Annotated in this window: 17 protein-coding genes; 10 read left to right on the top strand and 7 right to left on the bottom strand. The window is 64.8% G+C overall.

All coding sequences use genetic code 11. The features are described from left to right. Nucleotides 1-163 precede the first annotated feature (163 nt). Nucleotides 164-2,665 carry a glycerol-3-phosphate 1-O-acyltransferase PlsB gene (gene plsB / locus AAEZ08_RS07120; RefSeq protein WP_500123965.1) on the top strand — a complete coding sequence of 834 codons (2,502 nt, stop codon included), beginning with the start codon at nucleotides 164-166 and terminating at the stop codon, nucleotides 2,663-2,665. 5 nt (nucleotides 2,666-2,670) lie between these two features. Here the strand turns inward: plsB and AAEZ08_RS07115 are convergent, their stop codons facing one another. Beyond that, entirely contained in the window at nucleotides 2,671-3,099 is a 429-nt protein-coding gene (locus AAEZ08_RS07115) for an N-acetyltransferase (RefSeq protein ID WP_102819486.1), read from the bottom strand. 196 nt (nucleotides 3,100-3,295) lie between these two features. On the opposite strand from AAEZ08_RS07115, the gene AAEZ08_RS07110 reads away from it, so the two are divergent. Then, nucleotides 3,296-3,967, top strand: coding sequence for a DUF4197 domain-containing protein (locus AAEZ08_RS07110; RefSeq protein WP_003283779.1), 672 nt, complete (start codon nucleotides 3,296-3,298; stop codon nucleotides 3,965-3,967). A gap of 269 nt (nucleotides 3,968-4,236) precedes the next feature. Here the strand turns inward: AAEZ08_RS07110 and dsbG are convergent, their stop codons facing one another. From dsbG to dsbD, 3 genes are read right to left on the bottom strand one after another with little or no spacing between them, the layout of a single operon-like run. Beyond that, nucleotides 4,237-5,004: a thiol:disulfide interchange protein DsbG gene (gene dsbG / locus AAEZ08_RS07105; RefSeq protein WP_102819485.1), complete on the bottom strand. Its 768-nt coding sequence runs from the start codon at nucleotides 5,002-5,004 to the stop codon at nucleotides 4,237-4,239. After that, a complete protein-coding gene (locus AAEZ08_RS07100; RefSeq protein ID WP_003283781.1) occupies nucleotides 5,001-5,816 on the bottom strand; it encodes a TlpA family protein disulfide reductase in 816 nt (271 codons plus the stop codon). The genes dsbG and AAEZ08_RS07100 overlap by 4 nt, the downstream gene beginning before the upstream one ends. Next, complete coding sequence (gene dsbD / locus AAEZ08_RS07095) at nucleotides 5,816-7,552, bottom strand: protein-disulfide reductase DsbD (RefSeq protein ID WP_102819484.1); 1,737 nt, start codon at nucleotides 7,550-7,552, stop codon at nucleotides 5,816-5,818. The genes AAEZ08_RS07100 and dsbD overlap by 1 nt, the downstream gene beginning before the upstream one ends. Nucleotides 7,553-7,690: 138 nt before the next feature. On the opposite strand from dsbD, the gene AAEZ08_RS07090 reads away from it, so the two are divergent. Beyond that, nucleotides 7,691-8,368 (top strand): response regulator, encoded by a 678-nt coding sequence (locus AAEZ08_RS07090; RefSeq protein WP_500123964.1) that lies wholly within the window; start codon nucleotides 7,691-7,693, stop codon nucleotides 8,366-8,368. Beyond that, complete coding sequence (locus tag AAEZ08_RS07085) at nucleotides 8,365-9,687, top strand: sensor histidine kinase (protein WP_102819482.1); 1,323 nt, start codon at nucleotides 8,365-8,367, stop codon at nucleotides 9,685-9,687. The genes AAEZ08_RS07090 and AAEZ08_RS07085 overlap by 4 nt, the downstream gene beginning before the upstream one ends. 8 nt (nucleotides 9,688-9,695) lie before the next feature. Here the strand turns inward: AAEZ08_RS07085 and AAEZ08_RS07080 are convergent, their stop codons facing one another. Beyond that, nucleotides 9,696-11,060, bottom strand: coding sequence for a heavy metal sensor histidine kinase (locus AAEZ08_RS07080; RefSeq protein ID WP_500123963.1), 1,365 nt, complete (start codon nucleotides 11,058-11,060; stop codon nucleotides 9,696-9,698). Next, nucleotides 11,057-11,740: a heavy metal response regulator transcription factor gene (locus AAEZ08_RS07075; RefSeq protein ID WP_058064309.1), complete on the bottom strand. Its 684-nt coding sequence runs from the start codon at nucleotides 11,738-11,740 to the stop codon at nucleotides 11,057-11,059. Before AAEZ08_RS07075 ends, AAEZ08_RS07080 begins: the two co-directional genes overlap by 4 nt. A gap of 212 nt (nucleotides 11,741-11,952) precedes the next feature. Here AAEZ08_RS07075 and AAEZ08_RS07070 point away from each other — a divergent pair, with 212 nt between their 5' ends. From AAEZ08_RS07070 to AAEZ08_RS07045, 6 genes are all read left to right on the top strand, one after another. Next, the gene (locus AAEZ08_RS07070; RefSeq protein WP_126189753.1) at nucleotides 11,953-12,210 is read left to right on the top strand and encodes a heavy-metal-associated domain-containing protein; all 258 of its coding nucleotides are present in this window, start codon (nucleotides 11,953-11,955) and stop codon (nucleotides 12,208-12,210) included. 20 nt (nucleotides 12,211-12,230) lie between these two features. After that, on the top strand, nucleotides 12,231-12,677 hold the full coding sequence (locus AAEZ08_RS07065) for a DUF411 domain-containing protein (RefSeq protein WP_036991719.1): 447 nt from the start codon (nucleotides 12,231-12,233) through the stop codon (nucleotides 12,675-12,677). A 216-nt stretch (nucleotides 12,678-12,893) separates the two neighbouring features. Then, entirely contained in the window at nucleotides 12,894-14,693 is a 1,800-nt protein-coding gene (locus AAEZ08_RS07060; RefSeq protein WP_500123962.1) for a copper resistance system multicopper oxidase, read from the top strand. 11 nt (nucleotides 14,694-14,704) lie between these two features. Continuing rightward, nucleotides 14,705-15,025: a hypothetical protein gene (locus tag AAEZ08_RS07055; protein WP_500123961.1), complete on the top strand. Its 321-nt coding sequence runs from the start codon at nucleotides 14,705-14,707 to the stop codon at nucleotides 15,023-15,025. Continuing rightward, nucleotides 15,015-15,944, top strand: coding sequence for a copper resistance protein B (locus AAEZ08_RS07050; protein WP_102819477.1), 930 nt, complete (start codon nucleotides 15,015-15,017; stop codon nucleotides 15,942-15,944). Before AAEZ08_RS07055 ends, AAEZ08_RS07050 begins: the two co-directional genes overlap by 11 nt. A 4-nt stretch (nucleotides 15,945-15,948) precedes the next feature. Further along, nucleotides 15,949-16,611, top strand: a complete 663-nt coding sequence (locus AAEZ08_RS07045) for a c-type cytochrome (protein ID WP_500123960.1) — start codon at nucleotides 15,949-15,951, stop codon at nucleotides 16,609-16,611. Between the two features lie 45 nt (nucleotides 16,612-16,656). Here the strand turns inward: AAEZ08_RS07045 and AAEZ08_RS07040 are convergent, their stop codons facing one another. Next, nucleotides 16,657-17,196, bottom strand: a complete 540-nt coding sequence (locus AAEZ08_RS07040; RefSeq protein WP_482695913.1) for a DUF3087 domain-containing protein — start codon at nucleotides 17,194-17,196, stop codon at nucleotides 16,657-16,659. Nucleotides 17,197-17,264: the final 68 nt, after the last annotated feature.

Raw genomic sequence — 17,264 nt, 5'->3', positions numbered from 1 at the left:
CCTGCAATAAGCCGCTCTGCTCTGACGCGGATGCTCAGGGTTGGCCTTTGAGGACCCCAACCAATCGCCATCGCTTGGCAGCATATTTTTGCCCACCCTCCTCGCTTGCGGCACACTTGCCGCCTTCGAGGGCACCGCCCCCTTCCGTAGCCGAATCTGCCGTATGACCCGCTCCCCCCTTCGCCGTTTGTTCTTCTCCGTATTGCGTCGCGTGCTGTACTTCTGGGTGCGCTCGGAGACCATCAACCAATCCGCCTTTACCCTCAAGCTGGACCGCAGCAAGCCGGTCTTCTACGTGCTGCAACAGCCTTCGCTCAGCGACTTGGCGGTGCTGGATGCCGAGTGCAGCAAGGCCGGGCTGCCACGCCCGGTGGCCGATGTGGCGGTGGGCGAGCATGTCGAGCCAGCCGCGTTCTTCTTTCTCCATCCAGCGACGAGCTGGTTTGGCCGACGCACGCGTCTGGTGGCGCCGCCGACGTTAGTCAGGCTGGTCGGCGCGCTGGAACACAACGCGGTGGAGAACGCGCAGATCATCCCGGTCAGCGTGTTCTGGGGGCAGTCGCCGAATCGCGAGACCAGCGCCTGGAAGCTGCTGTTCGCCGACAGCTGGGCGGTTACCGGGCGCCTGCGCAAGCTACTCAGCATTCTGGTGCTGGGGCGCAAGACCCGCGTGCAGTTCTCCGCACCGATCCAGCTCAACGAGCTGATCGCCCTGAACAAGGGCCACGAGCGCACCCTGCGCATGGTGCACCGCATGCTGCGCGTGCACTTCCGCAACCAGAAGACCGCCGTGATCGGCCCTGACCTGTCGCACCGGCGCAATCTGGTCAAGGGCCTGGTGCACGCACCGCAGGTCCGGCAGGCGATTCGCGACGAGGCCGAGCGCGAGAACATTTCCATCGAAAAGGCCGAAGCCAGGGCGCTGCGCTACGGCAACGAGGTGGCTTCGGACTACGCCTACACCGCTGTGCGCTTCCTCGAAGTGGTGCTGTCCTGGTTCTGGAACAAGATCTACGACGGTATCCGCGTCAACCATATCGAGCCACTGCAGGAAGCCGTGCGCGGTTACGAGGTGATCTACGTCCCCTGCCATCGCAGCCATATCGACTACCTGCTGCTGTCCTATCTGCTGTTCCGCAACGGCCTGACGCCGCCGCACATCGCCGCCGGCATCAACCTCAACATGCCGGTGATCGGCAGCCTGCTGCGCCGGGGTGGCGCCTTCTTCATGCGCCGCTCGTTCAAGGGCAACCCGCTGTACACCTCGGTGTTCAACGAATACCTGCACAACCTGTTCACCCGCGGCTTCCCTGTCGAGTACTTCGTCGAGGGCGGCCGTTCGCGTACCGGCCGCATGCTGCAACCCAAGACCGGCATGCTGGCCCTGACCCTGCGCAGCTACGTGCGCTCGTCGCGCCTGCCGATCCTTTTCGTGCCGGTCTACATCGGCTACGAGCGCGTGCTGGAAGGCCGCACCTACCTGGGTGAACTGCGCGGCGCGACGAAGAAGAAGGAGTCCATCTTCGACATCTTCAAGGTCATCGGTGCGCTCAGGCAGCGCTTCGGCCAGGTCTGGGTCAACTTCGGCGAACCGCTCAAGCTCAACGAATTCCTCGACCAGGAGCAGCCCGGTTGGCGCCAGCAAACCTACGCGCCGGATTACCGTCCCGAATGGCTGAACGACACCACCAATCGACTGGCCAAGCGCATTGCCCAGCGCCTCAACGAGGCGGCGGCGGTCAACCCGGTCAACCTGGTGGCGCTGGCGATGCTCTCCACCAGCCGTCAGGCGCTGGACCAGCAGTCCCTGGCGCGAATTCTCGATCTCTACCAGGCGCTGTTACGCGCGGTGCCCTACTCGCCGCACACCACCCTGCCGGAAGGCGACGGCAACGCGTTGATCGCCTACGTGAAGAGCCTCGATCTGCTCGCCGAGCAGAAGGACGCGCTGGGCAACATCCTCTATCTGGACGAGCAGAACGCCGTCCTGATGACCTACTACCGCAACAACGTGATGCACATCTTCGCGTTGCCGGCGCTGCTGGCGAGCTTCTTCCAGAGCAGCTCGCGCATCAGCCGAGAGCAGATCCAGCGCTTCACCGAGGCGTTGTACCCGTACCTGCGTGCCGAGCTGTTCATGCGCTGGGAAGTCGAGGAACTCGACGCCGTGGTCGACCAGTGGCTGGCGGCATTCGTCGAGCGCGGCCTGCTCAAGGTGGACGGCAACCACTACGTGCGCCCGGCCCCGAGCTCGCGGCAGTTCGTCCTGCTCACCCTTCTCGCTCGGGTCGTGGTGCAGACCCTGCAGCGCTTCTACATGGCCACTTCGCTGCTGCTCAACAGTGGCCAGCACAGCCTGAGCGCCGAGGAGCTGGAAAACCTCTGCACGGTCATGGCCCAGCGCCTGTCGATCCTGCATGGGCTGAACGCGCCGGAGTTCTTCGACAAGGCGCTGTTCCGCCATTTCATCCAGAGCATGCAGGAACAGGGCGTAGTCAGCCCGGACGAAAACGGCCGGCTCGGCTATCACGACAAGCTCGCGGAACTGGCCGAAGGTGCGGCTAAGCGCGTGCTACCGGCGGAGATTCGCCTGTCGATCCGTCAGGTGGCGCTGGAGCGTCATCACGACGATTCCGATTCACCGCCTCCCGACGCTGCCGCCTGACGCGGTCAGTCCCGCTGCCAGGCCATCGCCAGTTCGGGATGGCCGGTGCGCGGGTCCAGCTGTTCGCTGATCTCAGCAAAGCCATGTCGGCGATAGAAGGCGACGCTGGCGGCATTGGCACTGTAGACCGTCAGCTCGAGCCGCTCACGCACGGCCTTGACCTGCTCGATCAACGCGGAGCCGCTACCGCCGCCCTGGGCACTCGGCGCCACGAAGATCGCCGCCAGAACGTCCTCGACAAGCGCGACAAATCCCAGCACCTCGCCTTCACGCTCATCGACCCAGATCTGTGCCGCTGGCAGGTAGATATCGCGCATGTCATCCAGCTTCGACTCCCAGAATGCCGGGGCGATGAAGTCATGAGCGCGAATGGATGCAGCCAGCCAGATCGCCAGTACCGGCTCCAGGTCATCGGGGCGAAAGGGACGGATCATGTTAGTCGGCTCCATAACGACGGGGGCCGCAACCTTAGCGCATCAGCAACAGGGTGTCCCCCGCCTTCATGGCCCATACTGCTGGTAAACGCCTGCGCCTTTCCTGGCATTGCTTTAGCATCGGCACCTGACCATGCGGCCGGCGGCATTGCGCCGCTTCTGCACCATTCAACTCAATGAACATGAGGGTAATGCCATGTTGCGCATCACGACACTCGTTGCAGGCTTGGCACTTTCCGCCAGCGCTTTCGCCCTGTCACTGTCCGACCTGACCCAGAGCGACGCCAGCGGCGGGCTCAAGGATGCCTTGAGCCAGGGCGCCAAGGTCGCCGTGCAGCAGCTCGGTCGGCCTGGCGGTTTCAGCAGCGATCCTGACGTGCGCATCGAGCTGCCGGGCAACATCGGCAAGGCCTCGCGGATGTTGAAGATGCTCGGCATGGGCGCGCAGGTCGAGCAGCTGGAGAACAGCATGAACCTGGCCGCCGAGAAGGCCGTGCCGGAGGCACAGCAACTGCTGCTGGATGCCGTGCGCAAGATGACCGTGCAGGACGCCAAGGCCATCCTCGCCGGTGGCGATGACTCAGCCACCCAGTACCTGAACAAATCCAGCCGTGAACAGATCCGCGCGAAATTCCTGCCTATCGTCAAACAGGCCACTGACCAGGTTGGCCTAGCGCAGCAATACAACGCCGTCGCCGCCAAGGTGCCGTCGGGATTGAACGGCAGCTACGCCAATATCGAAAGCTATGTCACCGAACAAGCGCTAGACGGCCTGTTCACGGTGATCGCCGAGCAGGAAGCCGGCATCCGCAAAAACCCAGCTGCTGCAGCGACCAGCCTGGCCAAGAAAGTGTTCGGAGTGCTCTGAGCGGGAGCCGAAGGAAGGGAAGAATCGTCGATTTGGCGATCGCTTCGGTTGATGGTTATCGCAAGGATCAGTATCAGGGCGGTTTTCCGGCTAGACCGGAGAGATTGGTGGGCTAGAGCCCGCCCTACAGTTATGCCCACAGCGGAGCATCGGATATAGCGCCCACGCGCCAGGTGGCATGGGACCGTAGGGTGGGTTTCAGCCCCCCCCCCCAAACGCAGGGTAATGAAACTCCCCCACCCAACCGCCCACTTCGGAGATGGCACCTCTCAACGCGGTCCCATTATGTCCGCCAGGGCATCCGGCTGCGGTGCGCCCTGGTGCTGTTGCAGGCGGCCGTTATCGTCGAGATAGAAGATCGCCGGAGTCGCCTGGGCGCCCAGTTCGCTCATCAGCATCAGGTTATCGGTGAGCTGCTTTTCCAGCGCTGCCGGGATTTTCTCCAGCGCCTTCAGCTTGCTCGCCTTGCCGGCCGCCTCGTGCTCATTGAGCGCTGCCTGAGGATCCTTGGCACTGAGCAGCGCGGCGGATTTGCCAGCACTGTCGGCGCGCAGCATGCCGACCATGATGTGCCGCAACTGCACCTTGCCGGACTCGACCCAGGGCCGTGCCTGCTTCCAGAACATGTTGCAGTACGGACAGTTCGGGTCGCTGAACATGTAGATGATGCGCGGCGCATCGGCCTTGCCGTCGGCAATCCAGGTGCTGTTTTCCATGCGCGTCCACATTTCCTTGCCCAGCGGTTCGTACACCAGCTTCTCCAGGTGCGCGCGGGTCAGGTCCTCGCCTTTTGCATCGAGCAGGCTACCGATCAGCACGTGCTCGCCATCCGGGGTGAGATACAGCGCCATGCCCTGCCCGTTGTAACGCGCGGCATAGCCCTTGAGCCCACCCGGTGCATCGAAGCTGCCGACGACCTCGGCGCCACGGGACTCGACGGCCTTGATCGCCTGCGGCAATTCCTCGGCCTGGGCCATGGGCAGGGCCAGCAGGCTGACGCCAGCCAGCAGGTAGGGTAACGGCTTGAATCGAATCACGGCGCAGCTTCCTCTTTCAGTTTTTCCAGCGCGCGCGCCAGGCTGGCGTGCGAGAGTTCGCCAAGATGGCTGCTGACCTGGCGACCATCGGCGTTGTAGAACAGCGTGGTCGGCAGCGCTGTGGAGCCCACGTGCTGGCCCAGGCGCCCGCCACTGTCGAGCAGGACGTTTTCGAGACTCAACCCCGCGGTTTCCAGAAAGCGGTTGATCTCCCCCTCCCCCTCGCCCTGGTTGATAAACAGGAACAGGGTGTCGCTTTCCCGTGCCTGGGCGTCGGCAAGTACCGGCATCTCGCGCCGACAGGGCGGACACCAGGTCGCCCACAGATTGATCACCAATGGCTGACCGGAATAATCCTCCAGCGCAACCGGACGCCCCTGGTTGTCGCGCAGGGCCATTTCCGGCAACCGCGTGCCTTGCTCGAAGGAATGCCAGGCCAGGTTACTGAAGCCCCAGCTGAGGATACCCACGGTCAGCGCGATGCCCAGCGGCTTGCGCAGCTCGCGGTCACGCCAGCCCCACCAGATGCCCAACGCCAGCGCAGCGATCAGACCGGGCCAGGCGATAAAGCCACCGTCACGGATATCGATCACGCTCAGCCAGTCGTCTCGGTAATACGCCCAGTACAGCGCGACAAAGGCCAGGCGCGCCACGAACAGCGCCACCAGCAGCAGGCGAAACAGCTGCCGCTCCGGGTTACGCTCGCTGCGGCGGCCGACCCACCAGCCGGTCAGGGTCGCCAGCAGCAGGCTGCCCAGCAGCAATACATGGGGCACCGCCAGGGCCAGCGGCCCGATATTCACAGTCAGCATCAACCTCGCTCCCGGGTTTGGTTCCAGTTCTGAAGAAAGCTCTTGGCGCCGACCTCGCCAGTGATACGGCGTTCGCGGCGCTCCTCACCATCCGGGCCGATCCACACCAGCGTTGGCGGACCGAGTACCTGGTAACGGTCCAGCAATCGGCGACTTGCAGCGCCACTGCGAGTCACGTCGGGGCGCAGCACGCGCACACCGTCCAGGCTCGCCTGCACCTCGGAATTGCCGAAGACCTCCTTATCCATGACCTTACAGGAGACGCACCAGTCGGCGTAGTAATCGATCAGCACCCACTGACCCTGCGCCTTTGCCGCAGCCAGCTCACGATCGAGTACAGCCGGGTCGCTGAAAGCGAGCGCGTGAGATTCAACAGCCGCGGCCGCCGCCACGCCGCCGGCATAGATCGCCAGCGGCCGACGCGGATCATCCGCGCCGCCGGCCGCACCCAGCAGCATTGCTACGCCCCACAGCCCCAGCAGAACGCCGCTGGCCTGGCAGAGCACGCGCTGGCGTCGCACTGCCTGCGCCACATGCAGCAAGGCGGTGGCGAGCACCACCAGCAGCGCGCCCCACAGGCCCAGCCACAGCCAGTCGGCCAGCAACGGACGCGCCACGAACAGCGCGGCCGCCAGGAAGAGAAAGCCGAATACCACCTTGACCCGGTCCATCCAGGCGCCCGGCTTGGGTAGAAAACGCTGGCCGACCGTCACCAGCAACAGCAGCGGCGTGCCGATGCCCAGGCCCAGCGCGAACAGCACCAAGCCCCCCTGCAGCGCACTGCCGCTCTGTGCGATGAACAGCAGCGCGGCAGCCAGCGGTGCGGTCATGCAGGGGCCGACCAGCAGGCCGGAGAGCACACCCAGCGCGCCAGCCCCGGCGAGGCTGCCCCCGCGCTGGCGATCACCGACACGCTGCAGGCGATCACGCAGCGCCACTGGCAATTGCAGCTCGAACAAACCGAACATCGGCAGCGCCAGCAGCACGAACAGCACGGCGAAACTGGTCAGCAACCAGGGTTGCTGCAGCGCCGCCTGCAGGTTGGCGCCGAGTAGCGCCGCAAGTACCCCAAGCCCGGCGTAGACCAGCGCCATGCTGACCACGTAGGCCGACGCCAGGGCGAAACCACGGCGCGAGGTGGCACCGCTGCCGACCACGATGCCCGCCAGGATCGGCAGCATCGGCAGCGAACAGGGGGTGAAGGCCAGCAACAGCCCGAGGCCGAAGAACACCAGCAGGCTCCAGGCCAGTGCCTGATTTTCGAGGCCGCTGACCAGCGCCTGATCTTCGGCCTGCCCGGAGGCTGTCGAGGCGGTGCCGTCACCGCTCAGAGAAACTTCACGGGTCTGAGGTGGATAGCACAGCCCGGCATCGGCGCAGCCCTGCCATCCGAGGCGCACGTTGTTCTCCACGCCCGCCGGGATCAGCAATTCGAGGCTGTCGCGGTAGATCTGCGAGTCGCCGAAGAACTCGTCGCTGTAGGGCTCGCCCTCGGGCAGCGGCGGCTGGCGCTCCGGCGGCAGGCCGTCGAACTGCAGACGCTGCTGATAAAGGTAATAGCCCGGCGCGATCCGCCAGTGCAGCAGCGTCGCGCCGTTCTCCTGTGGACTGACCGTCAGCGCAAACGCCTCATCCACCGGCAGAAAATCACTCTGCGAGCCGCCGCCAAACAGGCCACCGGCAGGCAGAGCCAGTCCGGGCGTTAGCAGAAACAGCAGAAGAACCAATGTGCGCATGAGAATCCTGTCAGTGAAATGACTGCCGCGCAGCATGCCGGGGCGGGATTAACGCGCCATTAACACCGTGGTACGGGCTGCATAACGCTGCCTTAATCGCTAAGGTCCACCCTTGAGCTTTTGCTGCGGACCCTATCCATGCACGTGCTACTTGCCGAAGACGACGCACTGATCGCCAGCGGCATCGTCGCCGGGCTCAATGCCCAGGGCTTGATCGTCGACCATGCTGCGACCGCGGCGGATGCCGAAGCCCTGCTGCGCGCGGCGCACTTCGATGTGCTGATCCTCGACCTCGGCCTGCCCGACGAGGACGGCATCGCCCTGCTGCGACGCCTGCGCCAACAGGGGGTGGAGCTACCGGTGCTGGTGCTCACCGCGCGCGATGCGGTCAGCGACCGCGTGATCGGCCTGCAGGCGGGTGCCGACGACTACCTGCTCAAGCCCTTCGACCTGCGCGAGCTGGCCGCGCGTCTGCACACGCTGATGCGGCGCATGTCCGGGCGCAGCGTCAACCTCATCGCGCATGGCCGGTTGAGCTACGACCCGAGCCGCTGCGAGGCGCGCCTGGACGGCCAGCCGGTCGACCTGTCGCGCCGTGAACAGGCACTGCTGCAGGCACTGCTCAACAATCAGGGCCGGGTGCTCAGCAGCGAGCAGCTCAAGGACGCGGTTTACGGTTTTGCCGATGATGTCGAGAGCAACGCGCTGAACGTGCATATCCACCATCTGCGCCGCAAACTTGGCAACGGCATCGTCGAGACCGTGCGCGGCCTGGGCTACCGCCTCGGCCCGGCAGACGACGAGGACGCGTCATGAGCCTGCGTCTGCGCCTGACCCTGATGCTCGGCTCGGCCTTCGTGCTGCTCTGGGCATTGGCTGCGACCTGGATGCTGGTCGATCTGCGCAGCCAGATGATGCTTTCGCTCGACCAGCGCCTGGCCGCCTCGGCGCGCATGGTCGCCGGCCTGCTGGTGCAGTTGCCGCAGCCAGTGCCCGGCGACGGCCCGCCACAACGATTGAGCGCCGAGCAGCTGGGCATCCCCAACGGGCTGGCCTGCCAGGTCAGCTCGTTGCGTGGCGAGGTGCTGGCGCGCAGCCACAGTGCGCCCGACCAGCAGCTGGATGCCGAGCAGAACGGCTACCGCGACCAGCTGATCGACGGCGTGCCCTGGCGCAGTTTCACCCTGGTGCAAGGCGAGCTGCGCATCACCACGGCCGACCGTCTGGATGAGCGTGCCGCGCTGAAGCGCTCGGTTTTGCTGGCGGCGGCGCTGCCGGTGGCGGTCGCCCTGCTTGGCAGCCTGGGTCTGCTCTGGCTTGGCCTGGGCCGTGGGCTGGCGCCGTTGCGCAGGATTCGCGAGGCACTGACCCAACGCAGCGCCGACTCCCTCGAACCGTTGCCGGTCGAAGGCCTACCGCCGGAGCTGCTGCCGCTGGTGCAGACGCAGAACCAGCTGTTCCAGCGCATCGCCCAGGCCATCGAACGCGAACGCCGGCTGACCGGCGACGCCGCCCACGAACTGCGCAGCCCGCTGACGGCGATCAAAACCCACCTGCAGGTGGCGCGCATGACCGAAGGCGCCGCCGCCGAACAGGCACTGGCGAACGCCGAGGCCGGCGCCGATCGCCTGCAGCGCACACTGGAACAGCTGCTGTTGCTGGCGCGGGTGGAAGGCAGTCTGGATTTTGACGATGGCCTGCAGTGCTCGGCTGCTGAGGTCGCGCGGCTGGCGATTCAGGACGCCAGTGGCGGTGACGGCGCACCAATCCTGTTGCAGGTCCCGGCGGAATTACCCGACACGCCGCTGGCCATGCCGCCGGTGCTGGCCATCGCCGCACTGCGTAACCTGCTGGAAAATGCCCAGCGCCACACCGCGCCGGGCAGCGCCGTCACGCTGACCCTGCAGCCTGAAACCGAGCGAGTGCGCTTCGAAGTACGCGACCAGGGCCCGGGCATCGCCGCCGAGCATCTCGAGCACCTGACCCGGCGCTTCTGGCGACACGCCGCCAGCAGCGGCAGCGGCCTGGGCCTGGCCATCGTCCAGGCGATCGCGCAGCGCTGCGATTGCACCCTCGCCTTCGACAATCAGGCCGACGGTCTGCGCGTATCGCTGACGGTGCCGTTGCAGCGCTAAGCACGCGCTTAGCCAAGGAATTCCAGGCGGAACGTCGTCCAGCCCTGCTCGGAACTGCAGTGGATACGGCCTTGATGAGCCTGAACGATCGAACGGGTGATCGCCAGCCCTAGGCCGGCATTGCTTGGACTGCCTTCACGGCGCGCGGGGTCGACCCGGTAGAAGCGGTCGAACAATCGCTCCAGATGCTCGGGCGCGATGGTCGCGCCGGGATTGCTTACCTCAAGCTTCACCTGGCCAGCGCCGCGCTCGATGGCCACCCGGATCCGCTCGCCGTCGGGGGTGTAGCGCAGCGCATTGGACAGAAGGTTCGATAGCGCCCGGCGCAGCATCAGCAGATCGCCTTGAATCGTGCCGGCACCAGACAGCTCGAAGCGAACCCCGCGTTCGTCAGCCGAAAGCTGGTAGTAATCCAGCAACTGCGCGCACAACGCCTCCAGCGCGACGGGTTTGGCATCCGGCACGATCAGCCCGTTATCCGCCTTGGCCAGAAACAGCATGTCGTCGATCATCCGCGACATGCGCTGCAGCTCCTCCAGATTCGAATGCAGGTTGTCCTGGTACTGATCCAGCGTACGCGCGCGGGTCAGCGCTACCTCGGTGTGGGTCATCAGGTTGCTCAGCGGTGTGCGCAGCTCGTGGGCGATGTCGGCGGAGAAGTTCGACAACCGCACGAAGGCGTCCTCCAGTCGCGCCAGCATGGCGTTGAAGGCCTGCACCAGCTGTTGCAGTTCCGCCGGCGTCGACTCGTCGGGGATGCGCTCGCGCAGCGACTTGGCCGAGACGGAGGCGGCCACCTGGGTCACCTCGCGCAACGGTCGCAAGCCGCTGCGCACCAGCAGCCAGCCGAGCAACCCGCTGAGCAGCGCACAAAGCACCAGTGCCGCCCACAGCCAGCCGCTGAAGGTGTGAAAGAAGGCCTTGTGCACGGTGACATCGAGCAGGATCAGCAAGGTCAGCCGCTGTGCGCCGATCTCGACATGCCCGGCCTCGCCACGCCAGACGCGCCCGTCCAGCGTCAGTTCCCCCGCCTCCCGGCCGATCAGATCGAGCAGCGGCGGCTCCGCTTCATCAACGCCCGGCTGAGGAAACAGCTGTGCACCGCGTTCATCGAAAATGAAACCGCGCATCTCGCTGTGCCCGCCGAGCAGCGCCTGCAGCTGTGGGCGAACACGCTCGAAGTTCTGCAGGTCGTCCAGCTCCCCCAGCAGGCGTCGGCTTGCCTCGAGTTTTTCGTGCAGCGTATGGCGGTCCAGTTCGTCGAAGTGATGCTCGCTGAGCTGGCTGAAGAAATAACCGGCCGCCGCCAGCACGCCGGTCACCGCGAGCATGAACATCAGGCTCAGCCGCGCGGTCAGCGACAGCCGCTTCATGGCGCGTCCGGCTCGTCGAGCATGTAACCCATGCCCCGTGCGGTATGGATCAGTTTGGGCTCGAAGCCATCGTCGATCTTTGCCCGCAAGCGGCGGATCGCCACCTCGATAACGTTGGTATCGCTGTCGAAATTCATGTCCCACACCTGCGAGGCAATCAGCGACTTGGGCAGCACCTCGCCGCGCCGACGCAGGAGCAGTTCCAGCAGGGCGAATTCCTTGGCAGTCAGGTCGATACGCTGGCCAGCCCGCACCGCGCGGCGCTTGAGCAGATCGACCTCCAGATCGGCGATCTTCAACTGAGTCTGCAATGCTGCTGCGTTGCCACGCCGGAGCAAGGTGCGCACACGCGCCAGCAGCTCGGAAAAAGCGAACGGCTTGACCAGATAGTCGTCGGCGCCAAGCTCCAGCCCTTTCACGCGATCTTCGACACGATCACGCGCGGTGAGAAACAGCACCGGCACCTCGTTGCCGGACGCCCGCACCAGGCGCAGCACTTCCCAGCCATCCAGGCCGGGCATCATCACGTCGAGAATCAGCAGGTCATAAGGCGCACTCAGCACATGCTGCAGCGCGTCGGTGCCGCTGGTGACGCGGTCGACGGTGAAGCCAGCCTCGCTCAGGCCCTGCTGTAGATACATGCCGGTTTTCGGTTCGTCTTCGGCGACCAGCAATTTCATGGCGGCGAGTTCCTTCAGTGGCGACAGCGCAAGTGTGGCAGCGCCAGCTGCCGGGACGCCACGAAGCTGACAAAAAAGTAATCTTCCCATCAGCCTCTTGTCAGCCCGCCGACGTTAGCTTGGTACTCAGAAAAATGAGGCTTGACCTTTCCATCGCGTCAAGGTCGAGCATCAGGTCAGCTTCATTGAACTGGCTAACCGAGGATCACCCAATGACCAGCATCGAAATCAAGGTTTCCGGCATGACCTGCGGGGCATGCGTCAGGCATGTCACCGCTGCACTACAACCCTTGGCTGGCGTCGAGCGAGTCGAGGTCGACCTGGCCGCAGGGCTAGCCCGGATAGACGGTACGGCCGATAGCGCCATGCTCATCGCAACCCTCGACAAAGCCGGTTACCCTGCCCAAATCGCCACCGGCTCGCCTGCCCCGGCGGCGCGCAAAACAGGATGCGGCTGCGGCTGCAACTGAACATCGCTCTGGAGAAACCCATGAAACCTTACCTCACCGCACTCGCCGCCCTGCTGATGTCTGGCATGGCCCATGCCGCGGACGTCATCGATGTGCACCGCGATGCCAACTGCGGCTGCTGCAAGGACTGGATCACGTACCTTGAGGCGAACGGCTTCGAAGTGCGTGATCACGTCGAAACCAACATGTCGGCGGTCAAGCAGAAGCTGGGCGTCGCACCGCGCCTGGGCTCGTGCCACACCGGCGTGATCGGCGGCAAGTTCATCGAGGGCCACGTGCCGGTCGCAGCGATTCATGAGCTGCAGAAGCGTGATGATCTGGCCGGCGTTGCCGTACCGGGTATGCCTGCGGGCTCCCCAGGCATGGATTACGGTCAGCCGCACCAGCAGTATCAGGTGATCGGCCTGACCACCAAGGGCAAGGATCTGGTACTCGGCGATTACCTCGGCGCGCAGCCGGTTCGCTAAGGCACGCTGCACGTCCAGGCGGTGCCAAAACCGCCCGGCATCGGTATTGAGCACGGCCAGCCCGGTTGCGGCTGGCCACGCTGCTAGCTGACAAAATCGTAATTTTCGCTTCAGGTCGCTGACAGATGCGTCGCGCTATGGTGCTTGCCATAGCGTTGCAGCGTCGCGCCTGCGCGGCGGCCAAACCAACAATTCGATCGACCGAACAGGACCAGCATGCAATTGACCAGCTCGCGACGCACCTTCGTCAAAAGTCTGGCTGCCGGCGGCGCCGTCGCAGGCCTCGGGCTGTGGCAACAGCCCGTATGGGCGCTGACCAGCGCGGGGCAGCCGACGGTGCTTAGCGGCACCGATTTCGACCTCACCATCGATTCCTTGAGCGTGGATTTCACTGGCAAGCGCCGCACAGGCATGGCCATCAACGGCAGCATCCCCGGCCCGCTGCTGCGCTGGCGCGAGGGTGAAACCGTGACCCTGCGCGTGCGCAACCGCCTGCCCCACGACACCTCGATCCACTGGCACGGCATTCTGTTGCCGGCCAACATGGACGGCGTGCCCGGCTTCAGTTTCGCCGGCATCGCCCCGGACGGCATGTACGAGTACCGCTTCAAGGTTATCCAGAGCGGCACTTACTGGTACCACAGCCATTCCGGCTTCCAGGAACAACTGGGCGTCTATGGCGCGCTGATCATCGATCCCAAGGAACCCGACCCATTCGCCTACGACCGCGACTATGTGGTGTTCCTCTCCGACTGGACCGACGAAAGCCCGGCACGGGTACTGGCCAAGCTGAAGAAGCGCTCGGACTACTACAACCAGGGCCGACGCACGCTTGGCGATTTCATCAATGACGTCGCCGACAAAGGCTGGAGCGACACCGTCAGTGATCGCTGGGCCTGGGCAAAGATGAACATGTCGCCGACGGATCTTGCCGACATCAGCGGCGCCACCTACACCTATCTGCTCAACGGCCAGGCGCCCGATGGCAACTGGACCGGCCTGTTCCAACCGGGCGAGCGCATCCGCCTGCGCCTGATCAACGGCTCGGCGATGAGTTATTTCGACTTTCGCATCCCCGGCCTCAAGCTCACCGTCGTCGCCGCTGACGGGCAGAACGTCGAACCGGTGCAGGTGGACGAAGTGCGCCTGGCCGTGGCGGAAACTCTCGATGTCATCGTCGAACCGGACGGCAGCCAGAACGCCTACACCCTGTTCGCCCAGGCCATGGACCGCAGCGGCTACGCACGCGGCACCCTGGCCGTGCGCGATGGCTTGCAGGCGCCGGTGCCCGAGCCAGATCCGCGCCCCGAACTGACCATGGAGGACATGGGCCACGGCGATCATTCTGCCCATGGCCAGGCTGCTGCGACGGTGCAAAGCGACCCTCACGCCGGCCACGACGACATGAATCATGGCGCGATGAATCACAGTGAGATGAATCATGGCCAGATGGACCACGCCGCCATGGGCCACGGTTCGCACGGCGCTGGCATGCAGGCGCATCCGGCCAGCGAAACCAATAATCCGCTGGTGGACATGCAGACCATGATGCCGGTGCCCAAGCTGGACGACCCGGGCATCGGCCTGCGTAACAACGGCCGACGCGTGCTGACGTACGCCGACCTGCGCAGCACCTTCGCCGACCCGGACGGCCGCGAGCCGATGCGCACCATCGAACTGCACCTGACCGGGCATATGGAACGCTTCGCCTGGTCGTTCGACGGCATTCCCTTCGCCCACGCTGAGCCAATCCGCCTGAAATATGGCGAGCGGGTGCGCTTCGTGCTGGTCAACGACACCATGATGCACCACCCCATCCACCTGCACGGGCTGTGGAGCGACCTGGAGGACGAACACGGCAATTTCCAGGTGCGCAAGCACACCATCGACATGCCACCGGGTTCGAAACGCAGCTATCGCGTCACCGCCGACGCCCTCGGGCGCTGGGCCTATCACTGCCACATGCTGATGCACATGGACCTCGGGATGTTCCGCGAAGTCCGCGTAGAAGAATGACGGAGAAGCCTATGAACACGATCAAACAGCACGCCCTGCTCGCCTTCGGCCTGACTGCCGCTCTCAGCCTCAATGTCGCCCACGCGCAGAGCGAGCACGACGGTCATCATCCCGCCGATGCGCCAACCGAACAGGCCGCGCCGCAGGCCAGCCAACCCCAGTCCGGGCAACAACAGGGCGGCATGATGCAGGGCATGGATCACGACAAGATGCAGGACATGCACGACCAGCACATGGGTTCCGGCCATATGGACCACGGCAGCATGGGCAACGGAAAGATGCAGAAGGATATGCCAAAGGGCTCCGAGCAAGGCAAGCCGCATGATCACTAAGACACTGCCCGTCGCCATCGCCCTCGCACTGGCTGCGACGGCAAGCCACGCGCAGCAGGCCATGGATCATTCCGGACACGGCGGGCACGCTGAGCCAGCGGACTACAGCCAGATGAACCATGGCGACATGGATCACGGCGATCACGGCAGCATGGATCACAGTTCAATGGCTCACCCACCGGCTACCAGCGTTGCCCCCGGACAGGAGCCTCGCACGCCAATCCCTGCGATCAGCGATGCAGACCGCGTCGCGGCATTTCCAAATCTGCCGCCCCACCATATGCATCAGGGCGGCAGCAACTTCTTCTTCCTCGCCGATCAGCTGGAATGGCAGGACGCCGATGAAGGCAGCACCCTGGCCTGGGATATTTCCGGCTGGTATGGCGGCGATATCGACCGTCTGGCCTTCCGCTCCGAAGGCGAGCGCACCAACGGCCATACCGAGGAGGCCGAGCTGCAGCTGCTCTGGAGCCACGCAATTGGTCCGTGGTGGGAAACCGTCGCTGGCGTGCGCCAGGACTTCAAGCCTGGCTCACCGCAGACCTGGGCAGCCTTTGGCGTGCAAGGCATGCCGCTGTTCGGTCTGGAAACCGAAGCCACGGCATTCCTTGGCGAGGGCGGCCAGACTGCGCTGCGCCTGGAGGCCGAATACGACATCCTGCTGACCCAGCGCTGGGTGCTACAGCCAACCGCGGAGCTGAACCTGCACGGGCGCAACGACGAGGCGCGCGGCGTCGGCTCCGGTCTCAGCGACGCCAGCGTAGGGTTGCGCCTGCGTTACGAGATCAACCGCCAGTTTGCACCTTACGTCGGCGTCAGCTGGGGCCGTGCCTACGGCAACACCGCCGATCTGCTGCGTGCCGATGACGAAGACATCAGCGAGGCGAAGCTGGTAGCCGGTATTCGCTTCTGGTTCTGAGCCTATGAAAACAACACTCAAGACCCTCGTCCTGAGCGGCGCGGTAATCGCCGTGGCCGGTGCAGGGGTGCTGTACTCCGGCGTGATCAGTGTCGCCGCCGACGAGCCGCATTCGCGGGCGATCGAGGCTCTTCTCGAGTTCACCCGCGAGCGCTCGATTGCGGTGCGTGCCGGTGAAATCAAGGTACCGAGCCTCGACGATGAGGCACTGATCCGTTCGGGCGCAGGCAACTACCACGCCATGTGCATTGGCTGTCACCTGGCACCGGAGATGAACGCCACTGAACTGAGCGAAAGCCTCTACCCCGCTCCGCCGAACCTGGCAATGCAAGGTACCGGCGGTGATCCGGGGGCAACGTTCTGGGTCATCAAGCACGGCATCAAAGCGACCGGCATGCCGGCCTGGGGCAAGAGCATGGGCGACGAATACATCTGGGGCATGGTCGCCTTCATTGAGCAGATGCCGCAGCTTGATGGGCCGCAGTATCGGTCGCTGGTCGCCGCAAGTGACGGCCACCAGCACGGCGGCCAGCACTCCAGTCCTGCCGCTGCCCAGACGCCCGCGTCAGCCGAAGGCGATCACCACGGCACGCTCGACCACCACCGGCCAGCAACGCCAGAAGCTGACGTACACCACCACCCCGACGGCAGCCGCCACGTACATTGAGCCTTGGCGCCGTCTGAACGCTGGCGTGCGATCAAAGGGCTCGCCTCAGCGCTTCGCCTCGATCCGCCCGACGCGCTCCAGCCACTCGGACTCAAGCCGGTTCTGATCGATATCCATATGCAGCGCCTCCATGGCCTCCCGATGGCGGTCGATCTCGGCGACCGAATCGCTGACGCCGCTGGAGTTGCCATCGAGCTGGTGCATCTGGGTCAAACCCAGGTGATAGAAGCGCAGCAACTTCATCGCGTCTGCATCGCCCGCGCTTACGCCTGCCTTGACCTGGTGCATCATGTTGGTCACGCGCATCAGGCTGCGCTTGAGCTGCCAGCCGTATACCGCGGAGGCCATCCAGGCCTGTTGCCAATACAGCGACCTGACCAGACCAATGGTCAGCACCAGCCCGGCAATCACCCCGCCGATGTTCAGCCGCAGGTTGTCGCCGCCCGGCTCACCAAACAACATCACGGCGAGCGTCGCCAATCCCATGGCGAGCGCCGCAAAGGTGGCAACGACGATCAGCGTGCTGCGACGGGTCTCGCGACGATAGGTTTCGGGGCTGCGCGGAACGATCTCGAATAGCACCACGGGGCGATGTCCTCAGCTGAAGTGGATGGTAAGCGACGCGCATTATCACCCCATTGACCCACGCGCGG

Origin of the sequence: Pseudomonas sp. E45-MNA-CIBAN-0222 (assembly GCF_040310405.1) — a bacterium.
In the GTDB taxonomy this organism is placed as follows: domain Bacteria; phylum Pseudomonadota; class Gammaproteobacteria; order Pseudomonadales; family Pseudomonadaceae; genus Stutzerimonas; species Stutzerimonas stutzeri_AC.
The sequence above is the reverse complement of the archived record's forward strand: the minus strand, read 5'-3'. Positions and strand labels throughout refer to the sequence as shown.

Excerpts from the sequence above, each read along its gene's own strand:
- AAEZ08_RS07085 (WP_102819482.1), top strand. The coding sequence starts at position 8,365 with ATGAGCCTGCGTCTGCGCCTGACCCTGATGCTCGGCTCGGCCTTCGTG.
- dsbD (WP_102819484.1), bottom strand. The coding sequence starts at position 7,552 with ATGCGCACATTGGTTCTTCTGCTGTTTCTGCTAACGCCCGGACTGGCT.
- plsB (WP_500123965.1), top strand. The coding sequence starts at position 164 with ATGACCCGCTCCCCCCTTCGCCGTTTGTTCTTCTCCGTATTGCGTCGC.
- AAEZ08_RS07110 (WP_003283779.1), top strand. The coding sequence starts at position 3,296 with ATGTTGCGCATCACGACACTCGTTGCAGGCTTGGCACTTTCCGCCAGC.
- AAEZ08_RS07100 (WP_003283781.1), bottom strand. The coding sequence starts at position 5,816 with ATGCTGACTGTGAATATCGGGCCGCTGGCCCTGGCGGTGCCCCATGTA.
- AAEZ08_RS07080 (WP_500123963.1), bottom strand. The coding sequence starts at position 11,060 with ATGAAGCGGCTGTCGCTGACCGCGCGGCTGAGCCTGATGTTCATGCTC.
- AAEZ08_RS07075 (WP_058064309.1), bottom strand. The coding sequence starts at position 11,740 with ATGAAATTGCTGGTCGCCGAAGACGAACCGAAAACCGGCATGTATCTA.
- AAEZ08_RS07065 (WP_036991719.1), top strand. The coding sequence starts at position 12,231 with ATGAAACCTTACCTCACCGCACTCGCCGCCCTGCTGATGTCTGGCATG.
- AAEZ08_RS07050 (WP_102819477.1), top strand. The coding sequence starts at position 15,015 with ATGATCACTAAGACACTGCCCGTCGCCATCGCCCTCGCACTGGCTGCG.
- AAEZ08_RS07060 (WP_500123962.1), top strand. The coding sequence starts at position 12,894 with ATGCAATTGACCAGCTCGCGACGCACCTTCGTCAAAAGTCTGGCTGCC.
- AAEZ08_RS07090 (WP_500123964.1), top strand. The coding sequence starts at position 7,691 with ATGCACGTGCTACTTGCCGAAGACGACGCACTGATCGCCAGCGGCATC.
- AAEZ08_RS07070 (WP_126189753.1), top strand. The coding sequence starts at position 11,953 with ATGACCAGCATCGAAATCAAGGTTTCCGGCATGACCTGCGGGGCATGC.
- AAEZ08_RS07115 (WP_102819486.1), bottom strand. The coding sequence starts at position 3,099 with ATGATCCGTCCCTTTCGCCCCGATGACCTGGAGCCGGTACTGGCGATC.
- AAEZ08_RS07055 (WP_500123961.1), top strand. The coding sequence starts at position 14,705 with ATGAACACGATCAAACAGCACGCCCTGCTCGCCTTCGGCCTGACTGCC.
- AAEZ08_RS07045 (WP_500123960.1), top strand. The coding sequence starts at position 15,949 with ATGAAAACAACACTCAAGACCCTCGTCCTGAGCGGCGCGGTAATCGCC.